This is a genomic window from Pseudacidovorax sp. NFM-22 (genome assembly GCF_021401245.1).
Classification (GTDB): Bacteria; Pseudomonadota; Gammaproteobacteria; order Burkholderiales; family Burkholderiaceae_C; genus Xenophilus.
The window spans coordinates 950,914-968,727 of sequence record NZ_JACBFY010000002.1 but is presented as its reverse complement, the minus strand read 5'-3'; the positions used below and the strand labels follow the sequence as shown (position 1 = coordinate 968,727).

General features: G+C 69.4%; 18 protein-coding genes. 9 read left to right on the top strand and 9 right to left on the bottom strand.

What is annotated here, in order from left to right; all coding sequences use genetic code 11:
- Nucleotides 1-15 precede the first annotated feature (15 nt).
- From boxB to L0984_RS09980, 7 genes are all read left to right on the top strand, one after another.
- On the top strand, nt 16-1,443 hold the full coding sequence (gene boxB, locus L0984_RS10010) for a benzoyl-CoA 2,3-epoxidase subunit BoxB (protein ID WP_234193541.1): 1,428 nt from the start codon (nt 16-18) through the stop codon (nt 1,441-1,443).
- A gap of 278 nt (nt 1,444-1,721) precedes the next feature.
- Nucleotides 1,722-3,002, top strand: coding sequence for a benzoyl-CoA 2,3-epoxidase subunit BoxA (boxA, locus tag L0984_RS10005; protein ID WP_234193540.1), 1,281 nt, complete (start codon nt 1,722-1,724; stop codon nt 3,000-3,002).
- A gap of 114 nt (nt 3,003-3,116) precedes the next feature.
- Complete coding sequence (locus tag L0984_RS10000) at nt 3,117-4,313, top strand: DUF6402 family protein (protein ID WP_234193539.1); 1,197 nt, start codon at nt 3,117-3,119, stop codon at nt 4,311-4,313.
- 23 nt (nt 4,314-4,336) lie between these two features.
- A complete protein-coding gene (locus tag L0984_RS09995; RefSeq protein WP_234193538.1) occupies nt 4,337-4,693 on the top strand; it encodes a hypothetical protein in 357 nt (118 codons plus the stop codon).
- Nucleotides 4,690-5,097: a hypothetical protein gene (locus L0984_RS09990; RefSeq protein ID WP_234193537.1), complete on the top strand. Its 408-nt coding sequence runs from the start codon at nt 4,690-4,692 to the stop codon at nt 5,095-5,097. Before L0984_RS09995 ends, L0984_RS09990 begins: the two co-directional genes overlap by 4 nt.
- A 145-nt stretch (nt 5,098-5,242) precedes the next feature.
- Entirely contained in the window at nt 5,243-5,605 is a 363-nt protein-coding gene (locus L0984_RS09985) for a cupin domain-containing protein (RefSeq protein WP_234193536.1), read from the top strand.
- A 16-nt stretch (nt 5,606-5,621) separates the two neighbouring features.
- Entirely contained in the window at nt 5,622-6,056 is a 435-nt protein-coding gene (locus tag L0984_RS09980) for a MaoC family dehydratase (protein ID WP_234193535.1), read from the top strand.
- A 9-nt stretch (nt 6,057-6,065) separates the two neighbouring features.
- On the opposite strand, the gene fahA is transcribed toward L0984_RS09980, so the two are convergent.
- The 7 genes from fahA to L0984_RS09945 form a co-directional block, all read right to left on the bottom strand.
- Complete coding sequence (fahA, locus tag L0984_RS09975; RefSeq protein ID WP_234193534.1) at nt 6,066-7,388, bottom strand: fumarylacetoacetase; 1,323 nt, start codon at nt 7,386-7,388, stop codon at nt 6,066-6,068.
- A gap of 12 nt (nt 7,389-7,400) precedes the next feature.
- Nucleotides 7,401-8,207, bottom strand: coding sequence for a cyclase family protein (locus L0984_RS09970; RefSeq protein ID WP_234193533.1), 807 nt, complete (start codon nt 8,205-8,207; stop codon nt 7,401-7,403).
- 150 nt (nt 8,208-8,357) lie between these two features.
- Nucleotides 8,358-9,134, bottom strand: a complete 777-nt coding sequence (locus L0984_RS09965; protein WP_234193532.1) for an ABC transporter permease — start codon at nt 9,132-9,134, stop codon at nt 8,358-8,360.
- Entirely contained in the window at nt 9,131-10,030 is a 900-nt protein-coding gene (locus tag L0984_RS09960; protein WP_234193531.1) for an ABC transporter permease, read from the bottom strand. Before L0984_RS09960 ends, L0984_RS09965 begins: the two co-directional genes overlap by 4 nt.
- On the bottom strand, nt 10,023-10,847 hold the full coding sequence (locus L0984_RS09955; protein WP_370645939.1) for an ABC transporter ATP-binding protein: 825 nt from the start codon (nt 10,845-10,847) through the stop codon (nt 10,023-10,025). The genes L0984_RS09960 and L0984_RS09955 overlap by 8 nt, the downstream gene beginning before the upstream one ends.
- A gap of 45 nt (nt 10,848-10,892) precedes the next feature.
- A complete protein-coding gene (locus L0984_RS09950; protein WP_234193747.1) occupies nt 10,893-11,840 on the bottom strand; it encodes an ABC transporter substrate-binding protein in 948 nt (315 codons plus the stop codon).
- Nucleotides 11,837-12,577, bottom strand: coding sequence for a TetR/AcrR family transcriptional regulator (locus L0984_RS09945; protein WP_234193529.1), 741 nt, complete (start codon nt 12,575-12,577; stop codon nt 11,837-11,839). The genes L0984_RS09950 and L0984_RS09945 overlap by 4 nt, the downstream gene beginning before the upstream one ends.
- 161 nt (nt 12,578-12,738) lie before the next feature.
- On the opposite strand from L0984_RS09945, the gene L0984_RS09940 reads away from it, so the two are divergent.
- Nucleotides 12,739-14,793: an acetoacetate--CoA ligase gene (locus L0984_RS09940; protein ID WP_234193528.1), complete on the top strand. Its 2,055-nt coding sequence runs from the start codon at nt 12,739-12,741 to the stop codon at nt 14,791-14,793.
- Nucleotides 14,794-14,863: 70 nt separating this feature from the next.
- Nucleotides 14,864-16,090, top strand: coding sequence for an MFS transporter (locus L0984_RS09935; RefSeq protein WP_234193527.1), 1,227 nt, complete (start codon nt 14,864-14,866; stop codon nt 16,088-16,090).
- Between the two features lie 76 nt (nt 16,091-16,166).
- On the opposite strand, the gene L0984_RS09930 is transcribed toward L0984_RS09935, so the two are convergent.
- Both L0984_RS09930 and L0984_RS09925 read right to left on the bottom strand, forming a co-directional pair.
- A complete protein-coding gene (locus tag L0984_RS09930; protein WP_234193526.1) occupies nt 16,167-16,964 on the bottom strand; it encodes a hypothetical protein in 798 nt (265 codons plus the stop codon).
- Nucleotides 16,965-17,003: 39 nt separating this feature from the next.
- Nucleotides 17,004-17,771, bottom strand: a complete 768-nt coding sequence (locus L0984_RS09925; RefSeq protein ID WP_234193525.1) for a hypothetical protein — start codon at nt 17,769-17,771, stop codon at nt 17,004-17,006.
- Between the last annotated feature and the right edge of the window lie 43 nt (nt 17,772-17,814).

The following is a 17,814-nucleotide window of genomic DNA, read 5'->3' as shown; positions in this document are numbered from 1 at the left end:
CAACGAGGTCGAGACATGAGCAGCATCAACTACAGCGAGAAGATCCCCAACAACGTCAACCTGGCCGAGGACCGCACGCTGCAGCGCGCGCTCGAAGGCTGGCAGCCCAACTTCATCAACTGGTGGGACGACGTGGGCCCCGAGGGCTCGACCAACTTCGACGTCTACCTGCGCACGGCCGTGAGCGTGGACCCCAACGGCTGGGCCCAGTTCGGCCACGTGAAGATGCGCGACTACCGCTGGGGCATCTTCCTGAACCCGGGCGACGCCAGCCGCGAGATCCACTTCGGCGACCACAAGGGCGAGAAGGCCTGGCAGGACGTGCCCGGCGAGCACCGCGCCAACCTGCGCCGCATCATCGTCACGCAGGGCGACACCGAGCCGGCCTCGGTCGAACAGCAGCGCCACCTGGGCCTCACGGCGCCCAGCCAGTACGACCTGCGCAACCTCTTCCAAGTCAACGTGGAAGAGGGCCGCCACCTGTGGGCCATGGTCTACCTGCTGCACAAGCACTTCGGCCGCGATGGCCGCGAAGAGGCCGAGGCGCTGCTGGAGCGCCAGAGCGGCGACGAGAACAACCCCCGCATCCTGGGTGCATTCAACGAGAAGACGCCGGACTGGCTGGCCTTCTTCATGTTCACCTACTTCACCGACCGCGACGGCAAGTTCCAGCTGTCGGCCCTGGCCGAGTCCGCCTTCGATCCGCTGGCGCGCACCACCAAGTTCATGCTGACCGAAGAGGCCCACCACATGTTCGTGGGCGAGTCGGGCGTGAGCCGCGTCATCCAGCGCACCTGCCAGGTGATGAACGAGCTCAAGACCGACGACCCGAAGAAGGTGCGCGAGGCCGGCGCCATCGACCTGGAGACCATCCAGCGCTACCTGAACTTCCACTACTCGGTGACCATCGACCTGTTCGGCGCCGATCAGTCCAGCAACGCCGCCACCTTCTACAGCTCGGGCCTCAAGGGCCGCTATGAAGAGGGCAAGCGCACCGACGACCACGTCCTCAAGAACCAGACCTACAAGGTCCTGGAGGTCAAGGACGGCCAGCTGCTGGAGAAGGAAGTGCCGATGCTCAACGCCCTCAACGAAGTGCTGCGCGACGACTTCATCAAGGACTCGGTGGCCGGCGTGAACCGCTGGAACAAGGTGATCGAGAAGGCGGGCATCCCCTTCCGCCTCACCGTGCCGCACAAGGCCTTCAACCGCGCCATCGGCGCCCTGGCCGGCATCCGCATGTCGCCGGACGGCCGCGTGGTGAGCGAGACCGAATGGGAAGCGAAGAAGAAGGACTGGCTGCCCACCGACGAGGACCGCGCCTTCGTGGCGTCGCTCATGGGCCGCGTGGTCGAGCCCGGCAAGTTCGCCAACTGGATCGCGCCGCCGGTCATGGGCATCAACCGCCAGCCGGTGGATTTCGAGTACGTGCGTTTCGCATAAGGCGTCTGCTGTTGTCTCTGCTTCGGACACCCACGATCCGTTTCGGACACCCACGATCCGTTTCGGACACCCACGATCCGTTCGCGTTGAGCTTGTCGAAACGCCGCGCAAGGCTTCGACAAGCTCATCCCGAACGGTCTGGGAATACCAACCGGAGATCGGAGCGATGGGCTGAGGCACGCATAGTCAGTCAAAGCGGGCGGTGACGCCCGCCCTTCCTGCGCGAGAGGCCACCAGGTCGTGGCGACGCAGGCGGACCGAGAAGGAAAGAAAAAGCGATGGAAACGGCTGAAGCTGTGGCGGTCATCAAGCAGCACCTGATCGACCCCGAGATCTGCATCCGCTGCAACACCTGCGAGGCCACCTGCCCCATCGGGGCGATCACGCACGACGACCGCAACTACGTGGTCAAGGCCGATGTGTGCAACGGCTGCATGGCCTGCATCTCGCCCTGCCCGACGGGCTCCATCGACAACTGGCGCACCGTGCCGGCGGCCAAGGCCTATCCGATCGAGGAACAGCTGCTGTGGGATGAGCTGCCGGCGGAACTCACGCCCGAGCAGCTGGCGGCCGAAGGCGTGCCCGCCGATGCCGCCGAGGCCGCGCCCGCGGCTGCACCGGCGAACGCGGACGCCGTGGCCGAGCCCGGCACCGCGCCCTTCCACTCGGCCAGCTACGGCGCCACGCGCCCGCCCTGGTCGGCCGCGCATCCGTACACCAATCTGCATGCGCCCAGGAGCCCCATCACCGCCACGGTGACGGGCAACTTCAACTGCACCGAGGCCGGCTTCGACAGCGAGACGCACCACATCGTGCTGGACTTCGGCGCCATGCCCTTCCCGGTGCTGGAAGGCCAGTCCATCGGCATCGTGCCGCCGGGCACCGATGCGCTGGGCCGTGCGCACCAGCCGCGCCAGTACTCGGTGGCCAGCGCCCGCAACGGCGAGCGACCGGGCTACAACAACCTGTCGCTGACGGTGAAGCGCGTCACGCAGGACCACCAGGGCCAGGCCGTGTGGGGCCTCTGCTCCAACTACCTGTGCGACCTCAAGGTGGGCGACACCGTGCAGGTGGTCGGCCCCTTCGGCAGCAGCTTCCTGATGCCGAACCATCCGAAGTCGCACATCGTGATGATCTGCACCGGCACCGGCAGCGCGCCCATGCGGGCCATGACCGAATGGCGGCGGCGTCTGCGCAAGAGCGGCAAGTTCGAGGGGGGCAAGCTGATGCTGTTCTTCGGCGCCCGCACCCAGCAGGAGCTGCCGTACTTCGGCCCGCTGACCAGCCTGCCCAAGGACTTCATCGACATCAACCTGGCTTTCTCCCGCACGCCCGGCCAGCCGAAGAAGTATGTGCAGGACCTGATGCGCGACCGCGCTGCCGACCTGGCGCTGCTGCTGCGCGACGAGGCCGCCCATTTCTACGTCTGCGGTCTCAAGAGCATGGAAGAAGGCGTGGTGCTGGCCCTGCGCGATGTGGCCCACGAGGCCGGCCTGGACTGGGAACAGATCGCCGCGCGGCTCAAGCAGGAAGGGCGGCTGCACCTGGAGACGTACTGACGCGCAACTGCGTCACGGTCGCCCGCGTTTTCTGTCGGAGGCGGCTCCTTGTGGGCCGCTTGCCGCCTTTCCGCTTCCTACGATGCCGCCGGCATCGAACACAGGGAGCGAAGAATGGGCCAAGCCCGAGCCGGTGACGCGCGCGTCACCTTTCTCAAGTCCAACAACTTCTGGAGAACCTGGAAGCCCGAGGATGGCAACGTGTGCACGTCGGACGACGTGTGCCTGCGCCTGGATCGTGCGCCGCCCAAGCTTCTCCATCCGCCGCCCAGCGCGCAGACCTCTGCGAGGCCGGCGGCACCCCCTGCTCCACCTCCACGCAGGCCGGCCAAGAAGGACCCGGCGGTGGCGATGCTCGAATCCGCCATTGCCGTCGCCGAGGCTGTGGGCACCTTCAAGGCCTGGCTGCGCAGCCCGCCGCCGCCTCCACGCCCGGCGCCGCCACCGCCCGCGGCACCGGCGCCCAAGCCGGTCCCACCCTTCGACATCCAGGACGTGCCCAAGGCCATGCGCAAGCTGGCCATGCCAATGGCGGCGAAGTTGCAGGAGCGGTGGTTTGCGGGGTATGAGAACTACTCGCGGACGCCCGATGATTTGCGCGACGAGCTGGACCAGCATGGCACCCGCTATGCGAAAGCCATGGTGGACGAGACGACCATCACAATGGACTGGGTGCTCTCTTTTCCGCGCGCCAAACGAATGTTGACGGAGTTGGTGGAGCTATCGGTTTATCAGCCCAAGGCCCTCACAACGCTCCGCGCAAAGTTGCGCCCGTACGTCAATCGCGGCTTCCTGATCGCTTGGAATGAAGCTGCAGATTTCCTCGACTACCACAAGAAATTCCAGTTTCAGTTTGCTTCGGTGAATGCGACTTGGGGCCAACGCATCGCCAGCTTCCTTGATCGGAGTCTTGTCGCAGACGGCGTACCGGATGATCTGACGGGCGCACTTGGCTCGTTCAACCTGTATGCCGCTGTCAAGTTCGCGTCGTTCCAGCTTTATCCGGCTTCAGCGGTGCTCCATGAGGTCTTTGTCTATGTCCGGGACCCTTACGAATTTTCGGACGAGCAATACCTTGGCCATTGGAACAGCGAGCATGTTGCCGTGGTCCCGGCTCATCAGGTCGCAGGCGGCTGGTTGAAGTATCCCGTCGTTCAGGGCAATCCTCATGCCAAGGATGCAGTGCTCTATCCCGTCACCAATGCGGACTACCGAGCCTGGCGCCAAAAACATGGGCGCGGTGGAGATTTCTTGATCTACACGAAGCCGCTCAGCGTCAGGCTGCCCCGCCCTTTGAGGATCAGCTTATGAAGCGCATGGTTCTGACAAGGCGAATGAAGCTCGCGCTCTGGGTCGGGCTCTGCGTGATCTTGTTCAATGGCATCGACTATGTCCTGGATGCTCGCATGCGTGCCCGGATGCTGCCGGAGTGCCGCTGGGAAGAGGACCGCCCTTATCAAGACACTATTCCCTATATGGTGCGTTGGTGCACCGTGAAGCGGGAGGTGATCATGTTCCGGCTGTACGACAAAGAGGGAAAGACATTGCTGGCCGAGCGCATGTTCGATTCCCCCGACTGGCCGATCATCTACTGGACGGCGAAAGAGGTCGGCTATCGAACACTCGCCGACTGGGGCGCTATCGCTCTGCCGCCCAGCGCTTTGGACCGCTGGCGGACGCATCTTCCTTGAACTTAGGGCTGAGCAGAAGGCTGCGCCAATCAAAGGTAGGAAGGCTGGCGAGTGCCGCCTCCTGGCTGTTCCTCGGCATTCTGCTGATCCAGACAATTGACTACGTTCTCGACGCACGTATGCGAGCTCGGTGGGTTCACGAATGCCAATGGGAGGACGAGCGCCCGTCGCCCGATTCACTGCCCTATGTCGCGCGATGGTGCATCTTGAAGCGGGACGTCGTGATGCTCCGCCTGTATGACAAAGAGGGGAAGATGTTGCTGGCCGAGCGCATGTTTGACTACCCCACCTTACCGCGCATCTATTGGAAATCCGACAAATTGGGGTATCAGACATTCGGCGGCGGTGGCGAAATTTCGTTGCCGCCCAGCGCTTTGGACCGCTGGCGTACCCGCCTTCCTTGAAGCGCACTGGCGAGGCAGCCAACGCGCCGGGCTGCTTCAAATGCCGATCCGGCCACCTATGGCGCGCATAGAAGGGCGTGGATGGGCAACAGGGCACGATCAGGAGACACTTCGTCACCGACGACCCACCGCCCCAGGAGTTCCCATGACCAGCGTCCCCGCCAGCGTTACCTTTCCCGTCCCCATCGCCCCCGATGCGCTGCCCAGCTTTGCCGCCTACGAGGCGCAGGCGCGCAAGCGCGGCTTCGACGAGGTGGCCGAGCGCATGTGGGAGCCGGACACGCAGGTCGCCAGCCACGGCCATCCCTTCGCGGTGGAGGCATTGATGGTGCAGGGCGAGCTGACCCTCACGGTCGGTGGCGAGACCCGGGTGCTGCATCGCGGCGACCGCTTCGTGCTGGCGCCCGATCAGCCGCACGAAGAGCGCTATGGCCCCGACGGCGCGACCTATTGGGCCGCCCGTCTGCATGCGCAGACCATGCCGCCGCTGGAGGAAGCGTCCCGCTGAGGCGGTCGCGCGCCGGATGAAGTTCGCCGAGTTCCGCGCCGGCCAGATCATCGAGGCTGGCACGCATGCCGTTACCGAGGACGAGGTGCTCGGCTTCGCTCGCCAGTGGGATCCGCAGTGGTTCCACACCGATCCCGACGCGGCGGCCCAGGGCGTGTTCGGCGGACTGATCGCCAGCGGCTGGCACACCTGCGCCATCGCCATGCGGCTGGTGGTGCAGGCGGCGCTGCACGATTCCGAGTCCTTCGCCTCGCCGGGCATCGACCAGATCCGCTGGTCGAAGCCGGTGCGCCCTGGCGACCAGCTGCGCCTGCGGGCCGAGGTGATCGAGGCGCGCCGCTCCGACACCAAGGCGCACCTGGGCATCCTGCGCTGGCGCTGGCAGCTGTTCAACCAGCACGAGGCCCAGGTGCTGGACGCGATGGTCACGAGCCTGTTCCGGCTGCCCTGAACGGGCCCGCTATCCCACCGCTGGCAGTACCTCGCCCCGGCATTCGCCGAAGCCGATGCGCGCATGGCCTTCGCGCTCGCACCAGCCGCGCAGGATCACCGTGTCGCCGTCCTCCAGGAAGGTGCGCGTCTCGCCGGTGGCCGGCAGGTCGATGGGCTGGGTGCCGCCGCGCGACAGCTCGACGATGGCGCCCGCCTCGCCCGGCGTGGGGCCGGAGATGGTGCCGGTGCCCAGCAGGTCGCCTGGCTGCAGGTTGCAGCCGCCCACCGTGTGCTGGGCCACCATCTGCGCCAGCGTCCAGTACTGGTGGCGAAAGCTGGTGACCGACAGCCGGTCGCCGGCATGGCCCGCCGCGCGGTGGCGCGGGCTCTGCAGGCGCACGTCCAGCTGCACATCCACGCCGCCGGCCTCGCGGTTGGCGGGGCTGTCCAGGTAGGCGAGCGGTTGCGGCTCGTCGGCGGAACGCGCGAACGGCACGCGGTACGGGGCCAGCGCCTCCATGGTCACGATCCAGGGCGAGACGCTGGTGCAGAAGTTCTTGCCCAGGAAAGGGCCGAGCGGCGCCATCTCCCAGAACTGGTGGTCGCGCGCCGACCAGTCGTTGAGCAGGCACATGCCGAAGATGTGCGACTCGGCCTCGCCGATGCCGATGGGCCGGCCCTGGGCATTGCCCGGGCCCACGTAGAAGCCCATCTCCAGCTCATAGTCCAGCCGGCGGCAGGGGCCGTACTGCGGCGCGCTGGCGCCGGGCGCCATGGCCTGGCCCATGGGCCGGTGAAAGGCCGTGCCGCTGGGCACCACGCTGGAGGCGCGGCCGTGGTACGCGATGGGCAGCCAGCGGAAGTTGGGCGTGAGCGGATCGTCGGGCTTCAGCACCCGGCCCACGTTCAGCGCGTGGTGCACCGAGGTGTAGAAGTCGGTGTAATCGCCGATGCGGCTGGGCAGGCCCATCTCGGCCTGGGCCTGGGGCACGAGCGCGGCGCGCAGCGCGTCGGCGGCCGGGCCCCTGGCGCCGTCGATCAGTGCATCGAAGAGCGCAAGGCGCAGCGCATGCCAGGCCTCGGGGCCCATCGCCATCAGTGCATTGAGCGTGGGTTGCGACGCGGCCTGCACGGCCTGCGCCGCCAAGCCCGTGAAGGCGCCGCTGGCGGCGGCGGCCTGCAGGTCGATCACCTGGTCGCCGATGGCCACGCCACCGCGGAAGGCCTCGGTGCTGCCCGCGCGACGGAACACGCCGAAGGGCAGGTTCTGGATCGGGAAGTCGCCGCCGGCTGCGTTGGCGCTGGCCAGCCAGCTGCGCGCATGGGCGTCGTGGGTGCGGTCGAGCGTCATCGCGGCCGCTCCTCAGGCCGAGGCCATCAGGGCGTCGTCGAAGATCGCCACCGCGCGCGTCCAGCCGGCGGACGCGCCGCGGATCTTGTGCGGGAAGCAGCTGATGATGAAGCCGTCCGGCGGCAGCGCCTCCAGGTTGTGCAGCTTCTCGATGTGGCAGTAGCCGATGTCGCGGCCGGCCTTGTGGCCTTCCCAGATCAGGCCGGCGTCCTTGGTCTCGCCGTACTTCTGCGCGGTGTGGACGAAGGGCGCGTCCCAGCTCCAGCCGTCGGTGCCGGTCAGGCGCACGCCGCGCTCCAGCAGGTACATGGTGGCCTCGTAGCCCATGCCGCAGCCGCTGGAGACATAGTCGTTCTGGCCGTAGCGCTCGCCGGCGCGGGTGTTGACCACCACGATCTCCAGCGGCTTGAGCACGTGGCCGATGCGGGCCAGCTCGGCCTCCACATCGGCGGCCGTGACCACATAGCCGTCGGCGAAGTGGCGGAAGTCCAGCTTCACGCCGGGCTGGAAGCACCATTCCAGCGGCACGGCATCGATGGTGATGGCGGGCTTCTTCTCGCCCAGCGCCTTGTCCATGGTGGAGTGGAAGTGGTAGGGCGCGTCCAGGTGCGTGCCGTTGTGGGTCGACAGCTGCACCTGCTCCACCGCCCAGCCCTCGCCATCGGGCAGGTCGGCCTTCTGCAGGCCGGGGAAGAAGGGCACGATCTGCTCGACCGTGTTCTCGTGCGTGAAGTACTGGATCTTGGGCGCGAAGGGCGGCGGGTCGCTCACCACGTCGTTCTCGAGGTAGATGGACAGGTCGACGAATTTGCGGGGCATCGGGGGTCTCCTTTGAGGAACAAGTGATTCAAGAGGCCGCGGAGCAGGCCATGCCTGCGGCCGCCACGGAACTGGCTTGGCCAGGCCGTGGGCGGCGCCCCCTGGAAGGGGGTGGCGGAGCGCAACGAAGTGCGCGGAGCCTGGGGGTGGTCATCTTTGCCAGCGCAGCAGCTTGTGTTCTGCGAAGGCCAGCAGCCCATTGCTGACGAAGCCGATCAGCCCCAGCAATACGATGCCGGCGAACAGCTCGCTGGCGCGGAAGGCGCGCGCCGCGAGCAGGATGGCCTGGCCCAGGCCGCCCTGCGAGGCGATCATCTCGCCCACCACGGCCACGATCAGCGCGACGGTGAGGGCCAGGCGCATGCCGGCCAGGATGTCGGGCATGGCATGGGGCAGGCCGATCTTGAGGATGAAGGCGGTGCGGGACAGCTGCAGGCAGCGCGTCACCTCGGCCAGCCGCGCATCGACGGTGGCCAGCCCATGCACCGTGGCCAGCAGCACCGGCCACATGGCGCCGAAGGCCACCACCACCAGCACCATGCGCGGGCTCAGCCCGAAGATGGCGATGGCCACCGGCAGCACGGCAGAGGCCGGCAGCGGCCGGATGAACTCCAGCATGGGCTGCAGCCAGGCCCGGGCCGCGGCCGAGGCGCCGATGAACACGCCCAGCGCCACACCTGCGAGCGAGGCGAGCAGCCAGCCCTGCAGCATGCGGCCGACGGTGTCGAGCGTCCAGCCCGCCAGCTCGCCATGGCCGTTGCCGCGCAGGTTGAAGCCCTCGGCCAGTGCGTCCCACGTCGCCTGCGGCGTGGGCAGGAAGACGCGGCTGACCCAGCCCAGGTTGCTGGCCACCCACCACAGCGCGATCAGTGCGCAGAGCACCAGGGCCGAGCCCAGCCAGCTGCTCATCTTCAGGCGCTCGTTCATGCGGCCCCCATGCGACGGCCGACGCGTTGCTGCAGCCGCAGCATGCCGGCGTTGATCGCATAGCCCACCACGCCGATCCAGCCCAGCCAGGCCAGCATCAGCGCGGGGTCGAAACTCTGCTGCGCGATCATCATGGCGTAGCCCATGCCGTTGGGATTGGCCGCGATCTCCACCGTCACGGCCACCACCAGTGCCACGGCCACGCCCAGGCGCAGCGCGACGAAGAGCCGCGGCGCGATGGCCGGCAGCACGATCTTGAAGGCCCGCTCGCGCGCCGAGAGACCGAGCACGCGGCTCACCTCCAGCAGCCGCGGCTCCACCTGCCGCACGGCGGCCTGTACCAGCAGCATCAGCGGCCAGAAGGTGGCGAAGGCGACCACCGCCATCTCCATGCGCACGCCGAAGCCGAACATCAGCATGGCCAGCGGGATCAGCGCCACCGAGGGCACGGTGCGCAGCAGCTCGGTGGTCATGAAGCCCATGCGGGCGGCGCGTGCCGAGAGGCCCAGCGCGATGCCGCCGGCCAGGGCGAGCAGGCTGCCCACCCCCAGGCCGAGTGCAGCGGTGCCGAGGGTGAAGGCGGTGGCCTGCCAGAGCGAGCCGTCCATGGCTGCGCCCCACCAGGCCTTGAGGGCGGCGCTGACGGGGGCCAGCGAGTCGCTGCCCAGGGCCGAGGCGCGGCGGGCGTAGAGCTCGAAGGCGATCAGCAGCAGGGCGGGGATGACCCAGGGGCGCAGGCGGGCGAGGGGGTGTGGCTCGGCGGCTGGCGTTGGCGTGGGGGCCGGCGCTTCGACAGGCTCAGCGCGAACGGACTGGGTTGTGCGTGGCGCCTGGACAGGCTCGGCGCGAACGGTCGCAGCGCCGAGGGCCGTGGGGTGCGCAACCGGCTCAGCCATGGCCTTCCTCGATGAAGGTGAAGAGCTCGCGGCGCAGGCGGACGAACTCGGGATGCTCGCGCGTCGTCAGCTGGTCGCGGGGCCGCGGAATGGGCACGTCGATCATGCGGGCCAGGCTGGGCCGGCCCGGGCCGGGGTTGGCCTGCAGGGCCACCACGCGGTCGCCCAGGTAGATGGCCTCTTCCAGGTCGTGGGTGACGAAGATCACCGTCAGGCCGTCGTCGCGCACCAGGCGCGCCAGCTCGTCCTGCAGGCCCTGGCGCGTCATCGCGTCCAGCGCGCCGAAGGGCTCGTCCATCAGCATCAGCTCGGGGCGCTGGGCCAGGCAGCGGGCGATCTGCACGCGCTGCTGCATGCCGCCCGACAGCTGCAGTGGGAACTTGTTCGCATGCGCCGCCAGGCCGACCTTGGCCAGCACCTCGGCGGCCCGGGCGGCATGCTCGGCGTTGGGCACGTGCGCGGCCTCCAGCGCCAGGCGCACATTGCCTTCCACCGTGCGCCAGGGCAGCAGGGCGCGGCCGTAGTCCTGGAACACGAAGGCGATCTCGCGCGCGGGCTGCGTGATGGGCACGCCATGACGCAGCACGCGGCCCGCGGTGGGCGTGACCAGCGCGCTGGCGGTGCGCAGCAGCGTGGTCTTGCCACAGCCGCTGGCGCCGACGATGCAGACGAACTCGCCGCGCCGCACCTCGAAGCTGGTGGGCGACAGGATCTCGCGGCCGCCCAGGCGGATGCTCACCTCGTCGAAGCGCAGCAGTGGTGCAGCAGCCGTCGGCGTGGCGTTGGAGGACGTCGCCTGCGTCGCCTCGGCAGCCATCCGGGCGGCCATGAAGTCGGGGGCTCCCATGACGTGCGCCCCGCCTCAGCGGGCGATCAGCCGCGCCACGTCGGGCGAGCCCTTGAGCATGTCCTGGTCCTTCATCAGCCCCACCCAGTAGGCCAGTTGCTTGTCGGTGACGACAGGGCCGGGCGGCGAGATCTGCACCTTGGCCAGCACCTCCGGCGGCAGCTTGATGTACTTGCCGATGGTAGCGCGCACGCGGGCGTCGTTCTTGGCCTGGCCCATGAAGGCGGCGGCCTCCACCAGCGACTCGCGGAAGGCGCGCACCGCCTGCGGGTTCTTCTCGGCCCAGTCGCGGCGCGCGGCATGCACGATGGTCTGGTTGCCCTCGGGCAGGAAGGTGGAGTAGTAGCTCGCCACATAGCCCGCGCCCGATTCGGTGATGCGGCTCATGAACGGGTCGGCCGACACCACCGCGTCCACCGAGCCGCCGCGCAGCAGGTCCGCATGCTGCGGAAAGGCGGCTTCGACGAAGTTGACCTTGCGGTAGTCCACGCGCTGGTCCTTGAGCCAGGCGCGGAAGGTCACGTGCAGGAAGGCGCCCAGGCCCGGCACGCCGACCTTCTTGCCCACGCAGTCCTGCGCGCTCTTGATGCCCGAGCCGGCGCGCGCCACCAGGCCGAAGCCGGTGATGCTCTTGGCCGTGAGGCCGCCGCCGGCCACCAGCACCAGATCGAGGCCGCCGTCGACCGCCTGCAGGAAGACCGAGGGCGTGGGCCCGCCGATGGTGAGCGAGTCGGACTGCAGCGCGGCCGGGATGGTCGAGTTGAGCGGGATGAACTTGGGCTCCACGTCCAGCGAGCGCTTGCCGAAGTAGCCCTCTTCCTTGGCCACGAAGACCGAAGCGAAATCGGTCACGGCCGTGAAGCCGAACACGATCCTGGTGGTGCCCTGTGCGCGGGCGGGCAGCGCGGCGGCGGCCAGGGTGGCGGCGCCGAGCGCCGAGAGTGCGGTGCGTCTTTTCATCAGGCTTGTCTCCGTGGGTTTGTCTTCTTGGAAGGCGTAGCGGTCTTGCGGGCGGCGCGGGGGCGGGGCATGGCGGCGCGCAGCCCGCCGGCGATGAAGGCCACCAGCAGTGCGCTGCCGGCCGCCTCGTTGGGCTGGGCCTCGCCGCCGGACAGGCGCTCCACCCGCGTGTCCGTCAGGTGGTGCAGCAGTGCGCCGAGGGCGAACTGGTAGCCCCAGGCCACCTGCGCCCGCGTGGCATGCGGCAGGGCGCGCTGCAGGGCGTCGATGAAGGCGTTGGCCAGCGGGTCGAAGTAGTGGCGCAGCACACGGTCGGCCTCTTCGGTGACGTGCGAGAGCTCGCGGGCCACCAGCCGCGCGTAGTACTCGCCTTCGCTGCTGGCGCGCAGGGCCAGCACCGGCGTGGTGAAGGCATCGATGATGCGGGGCAGCGTACGCGTGTCCGCCGGGTCGATGGGCACCTCGGCCAGCGCGGCCAGCCGGCGCTCGATGGTCTGGTTCCAGTGCTCGAAGATGGCCTCGAAGAGGGCGTTCTTGGGGCCGAAGTAGTAGCCCACCAGGGCCAGCGGCACGCCGGCTTCGTCGGCGATCTGGCGGATGCTCACGGCGTGGTAGCCGTGGCGGGCAAAGAGCTTTTCGGCCGCCAGCAGGATGGCGTGGCGGCGGTCCGGACGGGGCTCGGCGGCTGCGCCACGGGCCGCGCGGCGCGCGGGAGGAGCAGAGGTCGGCCGGGCACTCATGCGCCTATTGAACGGCCGTACAACAGTCTTGCACACACGTACAAACCATGAGCCGCTGCTCCCTGCCCGTGCTTCGTGGCGGGACAGTGCCAGTCGCGCAGACGACGCCGCTGGGGCCAATCCGCATTGAGCGTGCTGCACCGCCGCACTACGCTGCCTGCATGACCGCTCCCGCCTACGTTCCCCAGATCCGCCTCTTCCAGAACTGGCTGCGCGACCACCGCGGCCTGGTGTTCGACAGCTACGACGCGCTGTGGCAATGGTCGGTGACCGACCTGCATGGCTTCTGGCAGGCCATCTGGGATTACGCGGGCATCCAATCGCCCACGCCGCACCGCGCGGTGCTGGCGGACCGACGCATGCCGGGGGCCGTGTGGTTCCCGGGCGCGCAGGTCAACTACGCGTGGCAGGTGCTGCGCCACGTCGAGCCCGCGCATGCAGCGGGCATGCCGGCCATCGTGAGCGAGGACGAGGCCGGCGAGGTGCGCGAGATGTCCTGGCCCGAGCTGCGTCGGCAGATCGCCTCGGTGGCGCTGTCGCTCAGGGCCCTGGGCGTGCAGCGCGGCGACCGGGTGGCGGCCTACCTGCCCAACATTCCCGAGACCATGGTGGCCTTCCTGGCCTGCTCCAGCATCGGTGCGGTGTGGAGCGTGTGCGCGCCCGACATGGGCACGGCCGCCGTGGCCGACCGCTTCCGTCAGATCGAACCCAAGGTGCTGATCGCCATCGACGGCGTGCACTACGGTCAGAAGGCGCTGGACCGCAGTGCCGTGGTGCGCGAACTGCGCGCGCAGCTGCCCACCGCCGAGCGCCTGCTGCTGCTGCGCACGCCCCATGCGTCCGAGGCGCTGCCGCACGACATCGACTGGGCCACCGCCAGTGGCCGGGACGATGCCGAGGTCGCCGCCTTCGCGCCCGAATGGCTGCCCTTCGACCATCCGGTGTGGATCGTCTACTCCAGCGGCACCACCGGCCTGCCCAAGCCCATCGTGCACGGCCAGGGCGGCATCCTGCTGTCGATGGCGCTGTCGCAGATCCATTACGACCTGGGCAGCAGCTATGCGGCCAACAGCTTCGGCGAGCGCTTCCACTGGTTCAGTTCCACCGGCTGGGTGATGTGGAACGCGCAGCTGTCGGGCCTGGTGTCGGGCACCACCTGCGTCCTCTACGACGGCCATCCGGCGCACAGCAAGGAGCAGCCCGACTGGTCGGTGCTGTGGCGCTTCGTGGCGCGCCACGGCGTGACCTTCTTCGGTGCCGGCGCGGCCTACTTCACCAACTGCATGAAGGCCGGCGTGCGCGCGGTGGATTGCGGCGACCTCTCGCGCGTGCGCATCCTGGGCAGCACCGGCTCGCCGCTGGCGGAGGAAGTGCAGCGCTGGGGCAGTGCGCAGATGCAGGAAGCGAAGCGCGCCGCGGGCCTCGTGCCCAAGCCGGGCGCCCTCAAGGGCGGCGCCGACAGCGAGGCCTGGTGGTGCAACATCTCCGGAGGCACCGACTTCTGCGGCGCCTTCGTCGGCGGCAACCGCGAGCTGCCCGAGGTGCCGGGCCAGATGCAGTGCCGCTTCATGGGCGCCGCCGTCCATGCCTGGAACGAGAACGGCCAGGCCGTCATCGGCGAGGTGGGCGAGCTGGTCTGCACCGAGCCCATTCCCTCCATGCCGCTGTACTTCTGGAACGACCCCGGCAACGCGCGCTACCTGTCGAGCTATTTCGACACCTATCCCGGCGTCTGGCGGCATGGCGACTGGCTCAAGGTGGGCACCGACGGCGGCTGCGTCATCTACGGCCGCAGCGACGCCACCATCAACCGCCAGGGCTTGCGCATGGGCACCAGCGAGATCTACAACGCGGTGGAGTCGCTGCCCGAGGTGCTCGACTCCATGGTGGTCGACCTGGAGTACCTGGGCCGCGACAGCTACATGCCGCTCTTCGTGGTGCTGCGTCCCGGCGTGGCGCTGGACGACGCGATGCGCCGCAAGCTCAACGACGCCATCCGCGCCAGCCTGTCGCCCCGCTTCCTGCCCGACGACATCTTCGAGGTGGCCGAGATCCCGCGCACGCTCTCCGGCAAGAAGCAGGAGCTGCCCATCAAGAAGCTGCTGCTGGGCCAGCCCATCGACAAGGTGGTCAACAAGGAGGCCATGGCCAATCCGGGCTGCCTGGCCTGGTACGTGGCGCTGGCCGAGCGGCGGGCGAAGGCGGCGGCCCGATGACGGCACCACGCCGGGCCTGTCGCGCCGGTGGTCGATGCGGCGGCGGGGGCACGGGACAATCGGCGCCGAAATGCCGTCCCCGTCAGCCACCTCGCGCGGCCTCGTCGCGCTGACCTTCGCCTTCTCCCTCAGCCAGTTCTTCCGCAGCTGCCTCGCGGTCATCGCGCCCGAGCTGCAGCACGACCTCGCGCTGTCGCCCGCGGGCTTCGGCGCGCTGTCCTCCAGCTTCTTCCTGGCCTTCGCCGTCGCGCAGGTGCCGGTGGGCGTGGCCTTCGACCGCTGGGGCGTGGGCCGTCCCAGCCGCTGGCTGCTGGCCATCGGCGTGGTGTCGGCGGCCCTGCTGGTCGCGGCGCCCAACGGCGCCGTCGCCATGGTGGCGCAGGCGGGCCTGGGGCTGGCCTGCGCACCGGTCTTCATGGGGCTGATGCACTACGCAGCGGAGCAGCTGCCGCCCGCGCGCTTCGCCGCCTTCATCAGCCGGGCCAATGCCGTGGGCATGGTGGGCTCGCTGGTGGCCACGGCGCCCCTGGGCTGGGCGGCGCATCGCATCGGCTGGCGGCCGGCCATCGCGCTCGGTGGTGTCGCGATGCTGCTGGCCTGCATCGGCGTGTGGCGGCATGTGCGCGACCAGGGCCATGCCCTGGCCCGGCAGGAAAGCCCGGCCGCGATGGTGCTGGCCAGCGCCGGCCTGCTGCGCCGCAGGGCGTTGTGGACGCTCATCCCGATGTGCATCGCCATGGCGGCAGGCACCAGCTTCCGCAACGCCTGGGGCGGGCCCTACTTCGCGCAGGTCTTCGGGCTGGGGGCCGATGCGCGCGGGCTGGCGCTGATGGTGGTGAGCGCGGGCGGCATCCTGGGCGCGCTGACCATTCCGCTGGTGGTGCGTCGCAGTTCGCTGCGTGCCACCGTGGCGGGCTGGACGGCCTTCTCGTTCTCGGCGGCCCTGGCGCTCACGGCCTGGCCCGCGGTTGGTCTGGCGCTGGACCTGACCCTGCTGACCTTCGTGGTCACGGCCGGCATGCTGCATCCGCTGGTGATGAGCCACGGCCGCGCGCTGGTGCCCGCGGCGCTGCGCGGACGGGGCCTGGGCGTTCTGAACACCTGCGTCTTCCTGGGCTCCGCCGGCGCCTCCTGGGCCTTCGGCCTGATCGCCGAGGCGGGCCAGCGCCGCGGCTGGCCGGTGGATGGCGCCTTCGCCGCCATCTTCGGCTGCGCGGCCGCGCTGCTGCTGGCGGGCCTGTTGCCTTACCTGTTCAGCCCGGCGCCGGTGGAAGAGGCGCCCTCGCGCACGTCCTGAGTCGGGTGCTCTTCTCAGAAGGTGTGCATGAATCCGGCGTGGCCGAGCGGACATGTCGGCTTCGTTCACACCTTCTTTAGGCCGCCGGCGCGAGGATCGATGCGCGCAGCCGGTACTCGGCCTGGACATGCGGCATGGGCTGGCCGCGCTGCAGCGACTCGATCCAAGGCCGCAGCACGGGCCGGGGCCGCCACGTCACGCCCAGCGCGAGCAGCAGCGGCCTGGAGGCCCGGCCGAATGGCAGCAGCTGCACCCGCCCGTCGGGCGCGATGAGCGCCACCACCTGCCGGGCGCCCATCACCGGCGCCAGGCGCCAGGCGGACAGGTCGGGCGCCGGGTACAGGCTGAGCCTGCCCACCCGGGCGCGGCCGGCCAGGCGGTAGAGCTGGCAGCGGTTCTTGCCCTCACCGGCCCAGAAGAGGGGGATGCCGGCCAGGCCATAGGCCGTGGCGTCCATGGCTTCGGGGTCCGCATGGAGTTCGTCCACGAGGGCGCGCAACCGCGCCTGTGGCCGCTCGGGCGTGAGGCGGTAGGCGTCCTTGCGCACCCAGCCGAGCGTGCACCAGGGGGGCAGGCTGCTGCGCTCCCAGGTGCCGACGGGCTCGCCGGTGGCGGCGAACCAGTCGCCCAGCAGATGCCGGGCAAAGCGGTCCGGCAGGTGGGAGGTCCTGAGCGCGGCGGCCTGTTGCAGCGTCAGCCCGTGCGTGGACAGGACCTGTGCGGCACGGCCGTGCCGGGCCATGCGCTCGGGCCAGCGCACGGCATGGTCCAGGGCCTCCTTGAGTTCGCACAGCGGCTCCACCAGGCTGCGCCAGCCGTCAGGGACGAAGGGGCCCGTGCGTTCGAGAGTGGGTGAGGGGGGCGAGTCGATCATGGGGATGGGAAAGAATCGGGGTGAGGCGCGAGGGGCCGGTCAGGGCGTTCCTGCGGTGCGGAGCGCGGGCGTCGGGAGGCTGGGGAAGTTCTTTCGCATCACGCCGGGAAGGGTTGCGAACAGCGCTTGGCGCAGGCCGTCGTAGGCGGTCCGGTTCTCCTTCAGCAGCGTGTCGTAGGCGTAGTAGCGGGGCTCGGCCGAGCGGAACGACACCGAATCCCAGGCCAGGGGCGCCAGCTGGTCGTCGCGCAGCGCGTACTCCACCCGGGCATAGGGCCGGAAGCTCGAACCCAGGTCGGGCGCCCAGTAGGCGGTGGAGATGCGCAGCAGCAGCACGTCATGGCCCGGCGTGGGCGTCAGCCCCTCCAGGTGCAGTTCCCCGGCCGTGCCCAGGGCGCGTGCCGCGGGCGTGAGCTTGACCTCGCGGCCGGTCGAACGCAGCGCCTCGGCCAGGCGCTGCGCGTACTCGTGGTTGAGCGCGAGGTCGCTGCCCTCGCCGCGCACGGCCTGCGTGAAGCGCTGGCTACGCTCGCCGGCCTGCTGGGTCGCATTGCCGCGGCTGAGGGCATCGACGCCCATCGCCGCCAGCGCACCCACGGGGCCCAGCAACCCGATCAGGCCCACGGCGGGAATGGCCCCCGAGTCGCGCACCACCAGTTCGGGCTCGGCGTTGTAGAAGATCTCCACGCGCGGATGCGGCAGCGGATGGCCCGGGGTGGCACTGACGGGGGTGCTGTCTGGCTGTGGATGGGCCGCGCATGCGGCGAGCATCGCGGCGACCACGCAGATCGAAATGGCGCGTCTCATGACGTCTCCTTGCCGGCTCCCTGTGAATCGTTCTGTCGATTCT